Source organism: Streptomyces fodineus (assembly GCF_001735805.1).
GTDB classification, from domain to species: domain Bacteria; phylum Actinomycetota; class Actinomycetes; order Streptomycetales; family Streptomycetaceae; genus Streptomyces; species Streptomyces fodineus.
Map to the genome: position 1 here is coordinate 9,514,467 of NZ_CP017248.1, position 14,423 is coordinate 9,528,889.

The following is a 14,423-nucleotide window of genomic DNA, read 5'->3' on the forward strand; positions in this document are numbered from 1 at the left end:
GGCGGCGCCCGGATTCGCACCCTCCCAGGGCATGGGGGCGGCCGTCGCCCGGCGGCTCGCCGGCGACGGCATCCGGGTCGTCGTCAATTCCGCGCGGAGTGCGTCGGCGGGCAAGGAGCTCGCAGCCGAACTGCCCGACGCGGTGTACGTGCAGGGCGACGTGGCCGACACGGCGGACGCGGGCCGGATCGTGGCGGAGACGATCGAGACATACGGTCGGCTCGACATCCTGGTGAACAACGCGGGTACCACCCGCTTCATCCCGCTGGAGGACCTGCAAGCGGCCGATGCCGCCGTCTGGCGGGAGATCTTCGGCGTCAACGTCTTCGGGGTGTGGCAGCTGACCACGGCCGCGGTCCCGTATCTGCAGCAGTCGCCGTCGGCGGCGATCGTCAACATCTCGTCGGTCTCGGCACCGCTAACACGCCGCTGCACCGTGTCGGTTCGCCCGCGGACGTGGCCGAGGCCGTGCACTACCTCGCCAGCGCCGCGTACACCACCGGTGACGTGCTCACCGTGGATGGGGGGGCGGCACATCGTCTGACCCGCACACACCCAACCGGCCACCGCCCACGCCTACGTGCACAGCGTGACCACAGCGCCGGCCGACAGGGCCCCGTCCCTGACCCGCCTGGCGGACAAAGCCTACGACGGGGCTGCTGGAACTTTCTGCACGCCGTTCAAGCAGCATTGCGGCCGCGAGCCGACGGCAAGGAATCCGTCGTCGTTTCAGCCTCTGTTGCCGAGTGCGTCGAGGATGTGTGGCCAGGCAGCGGCACCCAGGAGTGCGTCAGCTTCGCGCGTTCCTCCGTACTGGAAGCGCGGGGAGGCCGGCGCCGGGCTCTCACCCGGAAGGCGTGGTCGGTGGCCGGCATCGTGGCGGGCAACCAGTCGCACGGTGGCCCCGGCTGAGCGACGGCGTTGTGCCAGCTGTTCGGCGAACGGCAGGGACGGCCACATCGCGTCGTCGCCACCGGCGACAAGCAGCAGATCCGCACGGGCCTTCTCCACGGGGATCTCAGCCGGGGGCACCAGATGAGTGAAGGTCTTCTCGCTGAGTTCGTACCATCCGCGGATGGCGACCGGGCCGCTTGACGGTTGTGCGGCCGTCCAGGAGTCATCCATCGGCACGAAAGGAAGCGGCTGCTTTCGCCACGTCCAGGACGATCGATAGGGGTGCTGTTCGCCGTCGCGGCCCGGTCCGACGTTGCACCAGACCCGCGAGGTCGGCGACAGCGCGATCACCACGTCCACCCGCGGGTCGTGCACCGCGGTGAGCAGAGCTGCTTCAGCCCCCTTGGATACGCCGAGGATACCGATGCGGCGCGCTCCGCCGGAGCGGAGAAGATCGACGGCGTCGGTGAAGGTTTCCAGCGGGACTTCGCAGATTCCCTGGGACTGCCCCGGCCCGCCGAACCAGCGGATCGCCAGGGCCGCCATGCCCTGCTCGGCGAGCAGGCGCGCTCTTTCACGCTCGATGCGTCCGCTGGAGCCCGCCAGGACCAGAACGCCTACGTCCGTGCCGGCGGCGGGAGCGATGAGAACGCCATCCCACGGGTTGGTCAGCTCGCGCTCTGTCAGTTCCACGTGCTCTCCCCGCGGTACGCCTTCAGCTGCTTGGTGCGCCAGGGCAGCCTATTCGGGCAGGAGGGGTCTGTCCGAGCAGCCGGAAGCGTGCTCCAGGTCGAAACGTGCTGCGGCACCTGGTGGTCGGCGTCGGGGCCCCGGACCGGCGCGCGGAGCCCCACCTCGGATGGCAGGATCGGGGGATGTCCGTCATCAGCAAGCTGCAGATCAAGCCCGGTCAGAGTGTCGTGGTACTGGGCAAGCCCGACGACGTCCAGCTGGAGATCGAGGCCGCAGGTGACGCGGCTGCGGCCGATGCGGTACTCGCTTTCGTGACCACCTCCGGTGATCTTCTCGGGACGGATGCGCAGGCGGCACTTGCGGCCGCGCGGCGTGATGCCCTCGCCTGGGTGGCTTACCCGAAGGGCGGGAAGCTCGGCACGGATCTGAACCGCGACACCCTGGCCGCCGCGCTGTCCGAGCGGGGTGTGCGCCCCGTGCGGCAGGTTGCCATCGACGACACCTGGTCGGCGCTGCGGTTCCGGCCCGGTGACTGATCTCCGGCAGCACTCCTCCGGGACGGCGATGGCGTACGGCATCTGCCGCCGGCGACACGCGTCGGCGGCCAGGGGGAGCGGGGTGCGCGGCCCGTCGAGCGAGCGGTCGAGCAGGTGCTCGATGCGGCATCGCCCGCCGGGCCGCGCTTCCCCCTGCCGTGGCCCGCACCTTCCGTGGCGCGGCTCCGCCTCGATCTCAGCGCAGGTCGACGACCGTACGAAGCTTGCCGCTGGTCGGGGTGCGCTCGAAGGCTTCCCTCCGTACGTTCTGCACGGAAAGGGACAGCAAGCCCTCCTCCACCGCCGAGGCCACCTCCGGGACCTCGGTGGTGACCGCGGTGCGTGTGACGCCGGGGTCGGGGGCGTACTGCTCGTCGAGCCGGACCGTCAGCTCCTCCCGGTCGGTACCGGGTGCCACCGACAGCTGCACCTCGCCGTGATAGGCGAGCCGCTCCTCCAACGCCCGTACGACCCGCCGGTAGTTGACGAAGTACGTGCCCACGCGCACCACGTCGCCGTAGCGCCCGAGCAGTTCCAGGCGAGGTACGGTGCTGCCGCAGGCACAGGTGCCGTCCACCGCACGTCCCAGATCACCGATCTCGTAGCGCTCCAGGCGCTGACCGGCCCGGGCTCGGGAGGTGAACACCAGCCGTCCCGGCTCACCCGGGGCCACCGGCCGGTCCTCTATCGGATCCAGGATCTCCAGCGTATGCAGGTCCGTCAGCACATGGTGGACCGAGCCGTCGCAGGACACGCACTGGTAGCCCAGAGGCCCGAGGTCGGTGCTGCCGTAGGCCGCGGAGCGGATCACCTCCACCCCGAAGTCGTCGGTGAGCACCCTGCGTTGTTCGGCGGTGAAGTGCTCGCCGCCGTAGAACACCTTCCGTATGCCGCCGTAGGCACGCAGCCGGTCGGCCTCGGCGTGGAGCAGCTGCCACAGGTAGGACGGCATACCGAAGAGGGTGTCGGCCCGGTGGCCGACCAGTGCCTCGGCCACCATGGCGTGGTCGGGGCCCGCGGCGATCGGGAACTGGGTGGCGTTCAGCCGTTCCAGAATGGAGAAGAAGCTGATGAAGCTTCCGTACATGCCACCGCTGTAGAAGAGGTTGGCCGCCCGGTCCCGCGCCGGGTCGAAGCCGGCCGCGAGCAGCCCGTCCGCCGCGGCGCGCATCTGGTTGTCGTAGTCGTCGCAGGTGAACACCGACAGCGCGGGTGTGCCCGTGGAGCCTCCGCTGTGGAAGTACAGGTGCGCGTGGCGCGGATCCAGGGTCGCGAGCGCGCGCTGCACGCCCTCCTTGCCGAGGAGCGGCGTGTCCGGCGCAGGCGGCAGTACGGGGGGCGCCGTCAGGTCGTCCAGACAGGGCACCGTACGGAAGTCCGCGCCTGCGGCGCGCACGCTCACCCTGCGGCTGTAGCGCTGCAACGCGTAGACGCCGTCGTGCGGTTCGCCCTCGTAGCTCTCCAGCATGGAGCCGACCGGGGTGACGCGGGTGACGCCCGCGGCGAACATCGCGCGCGACAGGGCGGCCACATCGGCACGGTCCCCGCCGATCGCGGCGGTCTGCAGGTAGCGGCGCATGGGCCGCAGGGTCGCGGTGATCGCGTGCCGGGGGAGCGGCTTGACCCAGACACTGCGGTGCAGCGGGGAGGCGTCCAGTGCGCAGCGCGTGTCGGCCAGGACCCGCCAGGAGCCGTCCTCGGCGGCGAACACACGGGTGAGGCCCAGGTGTTGTTCGAGCCGGGCGAGCTGCTGCACCGTGGTGATCTCCGCCTGCTCGGCCGGGCCCGGCAACGGCGCCTGACGCGCGTCGGAGACCTTGGCCAGCCGTTCGGCGAACCGGCCGGCGAACGCGAAGAGTTCCTCGGTGTCGTCGGTGTCGAGATACACCACCTGCGGGCTGGAACACGCCTGCTGTTCCAGTCGGCAGACGTCTGCGGCGAGCGCGTCGAGCATGCCGTCCGCGGACGCGGCCTGCCGGGTGAGATAGGCGAAGGAGATCCGGTGGCCCCATTCGACCACCCGGCAACCGGGCTGGGCCAGTTCGCCCGCCGCGCGCACCGCGTCCTCACCGCCCCACACCGCGATCGCGTCGGCCGGCCCGCAGAGCGCCTGCAGCCACTCACGGCGCGCGGAGGAGAAACGCAGGACGACGATACGCTCGGCGATCAGCCCGGACGGGTCGGCCGCACCGAGCGCGGCGAGCACGTCGAGGGCGAGGGCCGAGTCGGAGCTGCTGGTCTTCAGCACGTTCAGGTTGCCGGCCAGCAGACCCTCGACGACGCTCAGCGGTGCCACGGCCGCGGCGTTGCCCGGCGCGATGTGCACCAGCAGACCGACGGGCGCCCAGGCCTCGTACACCGTCTCGCGGGCGTCCGGCCGGGTCAGCCGTTCCGGGCGCGGGCCGCCCAGCTCCCGCCGCAGCTTGCGCTCCAGCGCCTCCCGGGTGAGCGCGGTCGCCAGCTCGGCCAGCACGTCCGCGGCCTCGTCCGCCGGCAGTTGCCCGGCCAGCCGGCCGTACAGGGCGGAGGCGGGATCGTCGAGGTCACGGCTGACCGCGGCGCAGGCGCCGAGCACCACGTCGGTGGGCAGAGGACGCGTCAGGACCCGCCCGGCCAGCTCGAGCAGGCCGGCCAGCCGGCGGCCGGCCTCGGCGTCGTCGACGAACTCGCCCTGCCAGAGGTGGAGTACGGAGGTGATCACGACATTCCCTTCATCAGTTCGGCGGCGGCGACCGCGCAGCTGCGGTTGCGGCTCACCCCGGCACGGCCGTGCACGGTGAACCAGTCGGTGGACAGCGGGCAGGGACACCCCTCGCCGGGATGCAGCGACGCGAGGTCGCCCATCAGCACGCTGTGCGCGGGCACCGAGGTGATGTAAGGGCTGACCAGGTGCAGGAAGCCACGGTCGCCGTACGGCAGTGGACGCAGCGTCCCGGTGTCGCGGACGGCCGCTCGCGACCACACCGGCACGTGCAGCCGGTGATGGGCGCACTCGACGTACGGCACGCAGTGCTCGACGGAGCCGAACGTGTCGCGGACGCGCTCCGCGGGAATCCCGAGGCTGTCGGTGACCTCGGCGTAGAACGTGTCCTTGCCGATCTGCCGGTCGGCGTGCCCCTTCCAGCCGCCGCCGAGCACCACCAGCGATCCCTCGGGCAGCGTGAGCGGCGGCAGCCCCATCGCCCGCATCCGCTCCAGGGTGAAGTACAAGAACGCGGGGAAGCCCAGGATGCGCACCGGCACGTCGTCCTCGGCGTAGCGCCTCAGCGCCGCGATGCAGCCGTGCACGTCGAACTCGTGGCCGGTGCCGGTGTGCCGCAGAGCGTGCGTGGTGTGCCGGGCCGGGGCGAAGTCGCACAGATAGTTGTCGGTGAACGAGGTGCCCAGCTTCAGCGCCGGAGCCGGCTCGTAGCTGTACAGCAGGTAGTTCACCGGCTGTTCGGGGGTGATCCAGCCGTAGTGGTCGAAGATCCGGGCCACCATGCGCTGCGCCGAGCGGATGGTCCACTCGTCGAAGAACATCTGTGACTTCTGGCCCGTGGTGCCCGAGGAGGTCAGATGCAGGAACACCTCGTCGCGCGGGATCGAGAGCACCTCATGGCGCTTGAAGAACGCGGCGGGCACAAGCGGGGTGCGTATGCCGTCGCCGACCGTGGGAGCGGGTGCTTCGGCCGGGTCCTCCAGCAGGGCGGCGAAGAAGGGGGAGCGGCGGGCGTGCCAGGCGTTGGCCTCCGCCATGGCGGCGGCGAACAGCGCGTCGGTGCCGGGGCCGGTGGCGTACGGCTCCGCCAGATCGCACAGGCGCTGTACCTGGCCGAGCGCCGCCGGGTCGGGAACCTCGACGGGAGCGAGATGGGGTTTCATCGGGACACCTCGTGAAGGGGCAGGTAGGTGGTGGTCCAGGCACTCAGATAGGCACCGAGGTACGGCTGGAGCAGCGGGCTGACCGCGGTCGTACGGAAGTCGATCTGCCGGCTGGTGCGCGAGAGCACGACGTAGTCGTGGAGCCGGTCCTGGATACGGCGCATCGCGGGGTAGACCGCGCTCGGTACGAATCCCGAGGCGAGGAAGACCTCCAGCGCCTCGGTGTCGGCCAGCGGCAGCAGCGCCTCGACATAGTCGGCACCGGCCCGCGCGACCGACGCGATCAGCGCCTCCAGGGCTCCCGCCACCGCGGCCGGGCGGGGATGGACCGCGACCAGTGCGCAACTGCCCGCCACGGCATCGAGGTCGGCGTACGCCTCGAAGCGGCCGTCGGCGGCCACCAGGACCGCGTTGGGTGTGTGCAGCGGGAAGAAGCGGTCGTCGGCCGCGGGAAACAGCTCCAGGAAGCGGCGCCGTACGAAGGCCGGGGCCGCGATCAGCTCGATCGGTTCGGCGCCGGCGGCGGCCGCCGCACCGCGGCAGGGGGCGGGGCGCGTCCGGGTGTAGTCGATGCCGACGCCGCGGGAAGCGGCGGACAGCAACGCCGACAGCCGCTCGGGGACGCTCGCCACGGGTTCGCGGCGCTCCAGCACACCGTCGGCGTAGCGGGCGAACAACGCGAGGGTCTCGCAGCCCTCGACCTCGACGGCGTTCGGCAGCAGGCCGAGCGGCCGGAATCCGTTGCGTACGACGACCTGCTGCGGACCTTCGGTGACCAGGCGGACGGTGGCGTACACCGAGTCCAGCCGGCCCGTGGCGAAGGCTTCGTCGCAGACGGCCCCGGTCAGCCGAGAGGCGAGACCGCCGCCGCGATGGCCGGGGTGCACCGCGAGGCCGACCAGTTTGCCGATGCGGCCGCCCGGTTCGGTCAGCACGACCGCGGAACCGACCAGGTCGCCCGCGTGGGTGCGGGCGGTGAGCCAGTGCGCGGTGCCGTCGGTGATCAGCCGCCGCATGACCACCGGGTCGCTGCCGAGCGGCACCGGGTAGCCGTGCCCGTACACCTCGAAGTACAGCTGCCGCAGCTCGGCGATGTCCTGGACGGACGCGGGGGAGAGGGAGGCGTTCACGGGGCTTCTCCCGCCGGTACGGGCGTGGATGCGTCCGGCCCGCGCTGCCCGGCGGTGTCCGCGCGGCTCCCGAGCCACCACAGCGCCAGCGCGACCGGCACGAGTCCCGCGCCCTGCGCGAGGCACAGCGTTCGGGCCGGTAGGTGGTCGCCCAGTGCGCCGAACACGAGTGAGGACACCGGGAAGGTGGCGCCCAGCACCGCCTGCATGACCGCGAAGAAGCCCGGCTTGTCTTCGGCGGGCACCAGCCGCTGGAACAGCGCGACGAACCGCACGCCGATCACGCCCACGCACCAGCCGGCCACGGCCATCGACGCCAGGGCCGCCGCATGCCCGGCGACCAGGCCCGGCAGAGCGAGGGCCGCGGCCATCACGGTCAGGCACACGCTGCCGACCGCGATGGGACGGCCGGGCAGGCGCCCGCCCGTGAACGACCCCAGCAGGGTGCCCGCACCGAGGGCCGTCTCCAGCGAGGCGACGGTGGAGCCGGTCGCGTGCAGCGCCTCCCGGGTGTACAGCGGCATCACGACGTAGACGGCGGTGGTGAAGACGTTGGCGGCGGCGAAGCAGACCAGCACACGGCGGATGAAGGGCAGACCGGCCAGTACCCGGCGCAGCGTGCGTGGCTCGGGAGCCGGGCCGTCTCCGGCCACGCGGTGCGGAAACCGCGTGGAGCCGATCAGCACGGCAGCGAGCAGGTATGCGGCGCCGCAGGTGGCGGTGACACCGGCCAGCTCGCCCGCGTCGACCACGAGAGGACCGAGCAGCCCGCCGCACAGCCCGGCGACGGACTGGGTGGACAGTTCGAAGCCGGTGGCCGACTCGATGTCGGCGTCCTCGACGAGTTCCGGCACCGAGGTGGTCAGACAGGGATCGAAGACCGCCTGGCAGCCGGCCAACACCAGCCCCACCAGGTAGGCGGCGGCCATGGGCAGGGCGTCGGAACAGGCCAGGACGGCCGCCGTCACGGCCACCGCGCCCGCCACGCTCGCCGCGCCCGCCAGTACCGTGCGGTGTGCGTGCCGTGCGACGATGCGGGCGATCACCGGGGCGAGAGCCACCGCGGGCACGGTGCTCACCATGAGGAACAGGCCCGAGTCGAGCCCGCGGTGCTCGCCGCCCGCGAACCCGACGAGCCACCAGACCGCGCCGACCTGGAACATACGGCTCGCCGCCTGGGTGAGGAGCTGACCGGCCCAGACCCTGCCGAAGGACGGATTGCGCAGGACGAGCGGCAGACGCCGTGCGCGCGCGGGCGCCGCGCTCACGTGTGCGGCCGTTCGTCGACGACCCGGATGAGCTTGCCCGAGCGGGAGTTGACCGCGAGATCCTGGTGCCGCACCCATTCGACGCCGATCGGGTTCACGTGCCCGGAGGCGGTCGCGCTCGCGTAGAACGGTCGCTCCGCGAGGACCGCCGCCACGACGGACTCCTCCAACGCGGCGGACACCTTCCCGGGATCGGCGACCGCGAGCCGCAGCACCAGGCCGTCCCGGCCGTCCCGGCGCCGTACCACGAGCTGCACACCGGTCACCTCGCCGCGGAGGTCAGCCGCGGTGACGACGTCATGGACGTCCTCGGTGTAGAGAGAGACGGGGCCGACCCGCACGCCTTCCTCGGCGCGCCCGAGGATACGGAAGACACCCGCGTCCCGGTCGACCCACTCGGCCCTGTCGCCCGCCGGATAGCGGAGCACGGGCATGAGCCGCCGGCGGAGATCGGTGACGACCAGCCGCCCGGCCACTCCGTTGCCGGCAACGGCTTCGTCGGTCTCGTCACACAGGATCTCGACCACCGTGTACGGCGTGAACGCGCGGTGCACGCGCGGATCCCCGCCGGGCACGGCCTTGCCGAGGAGCCCCGCGTCGACGCTCGCATATCCCAGGGAGCGTGGCTCGGCATTCGGGAACGCGGCCCGTAGCAGCGGGAGTTGGTCGCCGAAGAGGCATTCCCCGCCGAAGAAGAGCAGCTCCACGTCCGGCAGGGTGCGGTGTGCGCCGGCCAGGCGTTCGGCGAGCGAGCACAGTGTGGTCGGAGTGCCGGCGACGACCTGGACCCGGAACTCCTCCAAGGTCGCCGCGGTGGATTCCCAGGGCGTCGCGCCGCCGATGGGCAGCCGGACGTTGGCCACGGGGGAGCGGTGCAAGGAGTCGAGGACGAAGCTGAAGCTCGCGTACAGGTCGCCCGCGTAGAAGAGGTCTGCCACCCGGTGACCGGGCCGCAGCCCGGCGGAGACGAGTCCGGCACCGAACGCGGCGGTGAACTCACGCCATTCGGTGCGGGTGTAGTAGGAGAACTTCGGTGAGCCTGTGGTCCCGCCGCTGCGGAACACGACCGCTTCGTTCAAGGGGGCGGTCAGCAGCCGGTTGTCGCGGGGTGCGTTGGCTCGCCAGAAATCGGCCTGGGGCACCACCGGGAGATCCGTGAGACGAGTCACGTGATCGGAAAGGTGAGTGTAGAGCTCGCGGTAGAAAGGCGAGTTGTGCCGGGCGAAACGTATGAGTTCCGCAATTGATTGAACGGGCATCAATTCCTGCTCGGAGGCGTGGTCCGCCGGCACGGGAAAGGCCGGCGGATGCGACGGGATGGATCCACTGACGGGACTTCGGTCGCTGAAGGTGTGGGTGAGCGGACGCCCATCACGAGCGGGCGTTCGGAGGCGAGTTTATCTCACCATTTGGAACGGACTTGCGCCAACTGGCCACTGATGGAAGGGGCATTGACGCCTCACGGACGGATTCCGGGGAACTTCGGTTCCCGCACGGCCCGGAGACGGTTGTCACATCCAACGTGTCACCTATAACTGTCCTTTGAGGACGCTCAAGGAAGCCTTATGGAACAGCCAGTTCCCGGCAACCCGTTCTATGGCTTGAATGCGACTCCACCCGCTTCGAAGAACGAGAAAGATTCAGGGGTAAGCCGTCGTGCGTCTCAGGGCCGGATCAGCGGTTCGCCGGTCGGCACGGCCGGGGTCGCCGGCGAACCGCATGCCGGTCTCGGCGCGGCGGCGGACGCGCCCCGCGCTCGGCTGCCGGACCACGGCGTCGCCGTACGACATCCGAGCAGTGGTCCTCGGACCGATCAGGATTACCTGGCGAAGAAGTGTTATCCGAGGCGCGTCGCACGGTCTCCCAGGTATCGGACACAATCGTGCGGTCTCGAGGACAGGAAGCATGGGTATGAGCACGCAGGACGCGATGGAGACGGCGGCACTGGTCACGGCCGCCCGAGAGGGCGACACGCAGGCCCAGGACGCCTTGGTCAACGCGTACCTCACCCTGGTCTACAACATCGTGGGCCGGGCTCTGAACGGCTCGGTGGATGTGGACGACGTGGTGCAGGAGACCATGTTGCGCGCCCTGGACGGACTGGGCGGACTGCGTGCTCCCGAGCGGTTCCGTTCCTGGCTGGTGGCGATCGCCATGAACCAGGTCCGGGAGCACCGGCAGAATCGTCTCTCCGCCCCGGGTGGCGTGGATGAGGCCGAGGACCTGGCCGATCCGGGTGCCGACTTCGTCGATCTGACCGTCGTCCAGCTCCAGCTCACCGGGCAGCGCCTGGAGACGGCGCGGGCGACACGCTGGCTGGAGCCCGACGACCAGGAACTGCTGTCCCTGTGGTGGCTGGAGTGCGCCGGCGAACTCACGCGGGCCGAGGTCGCCGCGGCCCTGGACCTCTCGCCTCAGCACGCCGCCGTCCGGGTCCAGCGCATGAAGGCGCAGTTGGAGGCGGCCCGCGTGGTGGTACGAGCACTCGACGCACGGCCGCGGTGCGAGGAACTCCGGATCGTGCTGGCCCCCTGGGACGGCAGGCCCGCGGCTCTGTGGCGCAAGCGAATAGCCCGGCACGCGCGCGGCTGCACGCACTGCAGCGGGTTGTGGAGCGGACTGATGCCGGCAGAAGGGCTGCTGGCGGGCCTGGCACTGATCGCCGCGTCACCTGCACTGCTTGCCGCGGTCTCCTCCGGGTCGGTAAGGCTTGCCCCGGCTGGTGCTGTCGCCCGGTTCGACATACCGGGGGGTGGCTCGGGCTCGGGATCGGGCGCCGGACGGCGTGGCGTACGGGGCCGCACCGGCTCGCGCAGCCAGTCCCGTCGGCGCCGCCGGGTGCGCCGCCGGGCCGTCGGTGGCGCCGTCGTCGCGGCCTGCGTCGCGGGAGGTGGCCTGTGGTACTTCGGCACCGACTCCGGCACCAGTGCCGACCCCGCGAACGCCGAGCGAAGTGCGGCCGCCCCCATCCTGGACCGCTCCACGCCCAGCGCTGAGGACGGATCGCCGTCGCCCTCGCTTTCTCCGTCTCCGTCCGTGACGAAGCCGAAGAAGGCGAACGCCACGAAGCCGGCGACCCCTGCCAGAAAGAGCACACCCACAACCCCGGAATCCGCCCGCAGGACTCCTGTCGCGCCGAACACACCACAGACTCAGCCGGATCCGACCGACGTCGTCGGCCAGGTCGTCGCGCTGGTGAACAAGCAACGGTCAGCCGCCGGCTGCGGTCCGCTCACCGAGGACCCGCAACTGCAAAAGGCGGCCCAGGGCCACTCCGACGACATGGCCGCACGCCACTTCTTCGACCACACCAACCCGGACGGCGCGGATCCCGGACAGCGCATCACCGCCGCCGGCTACCGCTGGTCCACATACGGCGAGAACATCGCCCAGGGCCAGCAGACCGCCTCAGCTGTCATGGAGTCCTGGATGAACAGCCCCGGCCACCGGGCGAACATCCTCAACTGCTCCTTCAAGGACATCGGCGTGGGGGTTCACAAGGGCGCGGGCGGCCCCTGGTGGACACAGGACTTCGGCGCGAAGATGTGACGCATCTTTGGTGCGGCCTCGGCTCGGCCGCTGCCGCCGGGCCAACGCCGCTCGCGTGGGCCGCTCGCTGAAGCCTGCGCGGTGCCGAGACCCGTCCACGGTCCCGCCACCGCCTCGACGAGGCCGCCCCTCGGCACGCCCCGCGCACCCTCGGACGTTCCGGTGTCCCGCCAGGCGTGCGGGTCAGCCGGTGCCAAGTGCGTGGAGAAGGCGGCTGCAACGGGCTGTCATCTCGGCCGCGCTCTGGTCCGGATGATCGGACCACCAGCGCATCACGGCGGTCACGGCGTACTGCCAGACATGGTTGAGGAGTTGATGGTCCAGCGGGTCGTCGTGTCCGGCGTGGGTGAGGAGTCCCGTGGCACCCGCGGCCCCCATGGCGGCGAGCCGTCCGCGGTAGTGGTTCACGGCGTCGCGCATCTCACCGGCCGGCGGCAGAGCCGGATCGTAGAGGACGGACCAGGCGTGCCGGCAGCCTTCGACCGCGGTGAAGATCGCGGAGAGGGTGTCCAGCGCGTGACCGGTCGTTCCGCTGCGCGAGCGGGCCGCGGCCACCGTGTTCACCAGAAGCCCGCCCACCCGGTGCACACAGGCGAGGTAGAGGCCCTCTTTGGAGTCGAAGTAGGTGTAGATCAGAGGTTTCGAGATGCCCGCGCGCCGTGCGACGGCGGCGACGGAGACACCCGCGTAGCCGTGTTCGCCGAATTCCTCCACGGCCACGTCGATGATCTGCCCCTCCCGGTCGGCACGGGAGACGCCCTTGGTTCCGGCCTTGCCCATACCCGCACTCTAGTCCACGATATGACCGCTCGGTAATTTACCCACGGGTCAATTCGAGGGGTCGAGGTCGTGGCGCGGTCGTGGTGGGGATGGGGAAACGTCGAGGACGCCGTGCGCGGCGCCGAACTCGAGACGCTTCTGGCACGCGTGCGGGCTCTGATGCCGGGCGAGTTGACCGGTCACGAGCCACCGGACATCTCCGCGCTGGACCTGCCCAGGCCCCGCGTCACCCCTCCCGCCTCGCTCGCCGGCCTGTGCTCGGCGCAACCGGAGGACCGGGCCGCGCACGCGCACGGCAAGGCGTTCCGGGACGTGGTGCGCAACCTGCACGGCGATCTGCGCCATGTGCCGGACCTCGTCGTCCGGCCCGCTGGGGAGCAGGACGTGATCGATCTCCTCGACTGGTGCACCCGCGAGGGTGTCGCCGTGGTGCCGTACGGCGGCGGCAGTTCGGTGGTCGGCGGCATCGAGCCGCGGTGCGACGGCCACCCCGCCGTGGTCACCGTCGATCTCGGGCACATGAACCGGGTCCTGGAGATCGACCGGACGACTCGGGCCGCGCGAATCCAGGCCGGCGCGCTCGGCCCGCACCTGGAGGACCAACTGCGGCCGCACCGGCTGACGCTGCGCCATTTCCCGCAGTCCTTCGAGTTCTCCACGCTGGGCGGCTGGCTCGCCACTCGCGCCGGCGGCCACTACGCGACGCTGTACACGCACATCGACGATCTGGTCGAGTCGATGCGGGTGGTGACGGGCGCCGGGGTGAGCGCCTCGCTGCGGCTGCCGGGATCCGGTGCGGGACCGTCACCGGACCGGCTCTTCCTGGGCAGCGAGGGATCGCTGGGCATCATCACCGGAGCGTGGATGCGCCTTCAGGAGCGCCCCCGTTGGCGTGCCAGGGCAACCGTGCGGTTCGGTGACTACACGGCGGCGGTGGCAGCGACCCGGGCGATCGCGCAGAGCGGGCTGAACCCGGCGAACTGCCGGCTTCTCGACGCGGCCGAGGCGCTGATCAACGCCGGTGTGAGCGTCGGCGGCGCTCTGCTCGTCCTCGCCTTCGAGTCGGCGGACCATCCCGTCCGTGTCGACCTGGAGCGGGCTGTGGAACTGTGCCGTGACCACGGTGGAGAGCCGGCCGTCGACACCGGCGAGGTGCCGGGCCGGGACGTGGAGGCAGTGCCGGAGAAGGCTGCCGCCGGTGACACCGCCGCGGATACCTGGCGCTCGTCGTTTCTGCGGATGCCCTACCAGCGTGATGCGCTGGCCCGGCACTCGGTGATCGTGGAGACGTTCGAGACGGCATGCACCTGGGACCGCTTCGAGGTCCTCCATCAGACGGTCACCGAGGCAGCCCGGCAGGCCATCCACGAGGTCGCCGGAACCGGAGTGGTGACCTGTCGGTTCACCCACGTCTATCCCGACGGGCCGGCGCCGTACTTCGGGGTGTACGCGCCGGGCCGCTGGGGCAGCACGGTGGCCCAGTGGGACCACATCAAGAACGCGGTGTCCGAGGCGATCCACACATGCGGTGGCACGATCACCCACCATCACGCGGTCGGGCGGGACCACCGGCCTTGGTACGACCGCCAGCGCCCCGGCCCGTTCGCCGCGGCACTGACAGCCGCCAAGACCGCGCTGGACCCGGCCGGCATCCTCAATCCCGGAGTGCTTCTCCCCGCACCCTGACCTCGGCCGCTTAGCGGGAGCCC

Annotated in this window: 10 protein-coding genes and 2 pseudogenes; 5 read left to right on the plus strand and 7 right to left on the minus strand. The window is 71.1% G+C overall.

What is annotated here, in order from left to right; all coding sequences use genetic code 11:
• Positions 1-31: 31 nt before the first annotated feature.
• Both BFF78_RS41340 and BFF78_RS49165 read left to right on the plus strand, forming a co-directional pair.
• Positions 32-358: pseudogene (locus tag BFF78_RS41340) on the plus strand (SDR family NAD(P)-dependent oxidoreductase); the annotation flags it as partial.
• Positions 334-471 (plus strand): annotated as a pseudogene (locus BFF78_RS49165) (hypothetical protein); the annotation flags it as partial. The pseudogenes BFF78_RS41340 and BFF78_RS49165, both read left to right, overlap by 25 nt.
• A gap of 258 nt (positions 472-729) precedes the next feature.
• Here the strand turns inward: BFF78_RS49165 and BFF78_RS41345 are convergent.
• Positions 730-1,587, minus strand: a complete 858-nt coding sequence (locus BFF78_RS41345; protein ID WP_069783161.1) for an acyl-CoA thioester hydrolase/BAAT C-terminal domain-containing protein — start codon at positions 1,585-1,587, stop codon at positions 730-732.
• Between the two features lie 182 nt (positions 1,588-1,769).
• Here BFF78_RS41345 and BFF78_RS41350 point away from each other — a divergent pair, with 182 nt between their 5' ends.
• Entirely contained in the window at positions 1,770-2,123 is a 354-nt protein-coding gene (locus BFF78_RS41350) for a hypothetical protein (protein ID WP_069784139.1), read from the plus strand.
• A 196-nt stretch (positions 2,124-2,319) separates the two neighbouring features.
• On the opposite strand, the gene BFF78_RS41355 is transcribed toward BFF78_RS41350, so the two are convergent.
• From BFF78_RS41355 to BFF78_RS41375, 5 genes are read right to left on the minus strand one after another with little or no spacing between them, the layout of a single operon-like run.
• Positions 2,320-4,824 carry an acyl-CoA reductase gene (locus tag BFF78_RS41355; protein WP_227026078.1) on the minus strand — a complete coding sequence of 835 codons (2,505 nt, stop codon included), beginning with the start codon at positions 4,822-4,824 and terminating at the stop codon, positions 2,320-2,322.
• The gene (locus tag BFF78_RS41360; protein ID WP_069783162.1) at positions 4,821-5,987 is read right to left on the minus strand and encodes a LuxE/PaaK family acyltransferase; all 1,167 of its coding nucleotides are present in this window, start codon (positions 5,985-5,987) and stop codon (positions 4,821-4,823) included. Before BFF78_RS41360 ends, BFF78_RS41355 begins: the two co-directional genes overlap by 4 nt.
• On the minus strand, positions 5,984-7,117 hold the full coding sequence (locus tag BFF78_RS41365) for a GNAT family N-acetyltransferase (RefSeq protein ID WP_069783163.1): 1,134 nt from the start codon (positions 7,115-7,117) through the stop codon (positions 5,984-5,986). The genes BFF78_RS41360 and BFF78_RS41365 overlap by 4 nt, the downstream gene beginning before the upstream one ends.
• Positions 7,114-8,385 carry an MFS transporter gene (locus BFF78_RS41370; RefSeq protein WP_069783164.1) on the minus strand — a complete coding sequence of 424 codons (1,272 nt, stop codon included), beginning with the start codon at positions 8,383-8,385 and terminating at the stop codon, positions 7,114-7,116. The genes BFF78_RS41365 and BFF78_RS41370 overlap by 4 nt, the downstream gene beginning before the upstream one ends.
• A complete protein-coding gene (locus BFF78_RS41375; protein WP_069783165.1) occupies positions 8,382-9,644 on the minus strand; it encodes a phenylacetate--CoA ligase family protein in 1,263 nt (420 codons plus the stop codon). The genes BFF78_RS41370 and BFF78_RS41375 overlap by 4 nt, the downstream gene beginning before the upstream one ends.
• Positions 9,645-10,296: 652 nt before the next feature.
• On the opposite strand from BFF78_RS41375, the gene BFF78_RS41380 reads away from it, so the two are divergent.
• Positions 10,297-11,934, plus strand: a complete 1,638-nt coding sequence (locus BFF78_RS41380; protein WP_069783166.1) for a sigma-70 family RNA polymerase sigma factor — start codon at positions 10,297-10,299, stop codon at positions 11,932-11,934.
• 183 nt (positions 11,935-12,117) lie between these two features.
• Here the strand turns inward: BFF78_RS41380 and BFF78_RS41385 are convergent, their stop codons facing one another.
• The gene (locus tag BFF78_RS41385; RefSeq protein ID WP_069783167.1) at positions 12,118-12,714 is read right to left on the minus strand and encodes a TetR/AcrR family transcriptional regulator; all 597 of its coding nucleotides are present in this window, start codon (positions 12,712-12,714) and stop codon (positions 12,118-12,120) included.
• A 69-nt stretch (positions 12,715-12,783) separates the two neighbouring features.
• Between BFF78_RS41385 and BFF78_RS41390 the strand changes: the two genes are divergently transcribed.
• Positions 12,784-14,400 (plus strand): FAD-binding oxidoreductase, encoded by a 1,617-nt coding sequence (locus tag BFF78_RS41390; protein ID WP_069783168.1) that lies wholly within the window; start codon positions 12,784-12,786, stop codon positions 14,398-14,400.
• The last annotated feature ends 23 nt before the right edge of the window (positions 14,401-14,423 follow it).

What these genes read in the sequence shown, in the direction of transcription:
- BFF78_RS41380 (WP_069783166.1), top strand. Translation starts at nt 10,297, where the DNA reads ATGAGCACGCAGGACGCGATGGAGACGGCGGCACTGGTCACGGCCGCC.
- BFF78_RS41350 (WP_069784139.1), top strand. Translation starts at nt 1,770, where the DNA reads ATGTCCGTCATCAGCAAGCTGCAGATCAAGCCCGGTCAGAGTGTCGTG.
- BFF78_RS41360 (WP_069783162.1), bottom strand. Translation starts at nt 5,987, where the DNA reads ATGAAACCCCATCTCGCTCCCGTCGAGGTTCCCGACCCGGCGGCGCTC.
- BFF78_RS41375 (WP_069783165.1), bottom strand. Translation starts at nt 9,644, where the DNA reads ATGCCCGTTCAATCAATTGCGGAACTCATACGTTTCGCCCGGCACAAC.
- BFF78_RS41385 (WP_069783167.1), bottom strand. Translation starts at nt 12,714, where the DNA reads ATGGGCAAGGCCGGAACCAAGGGCGTCTCCCGTGCCGACCGGGAGGGG.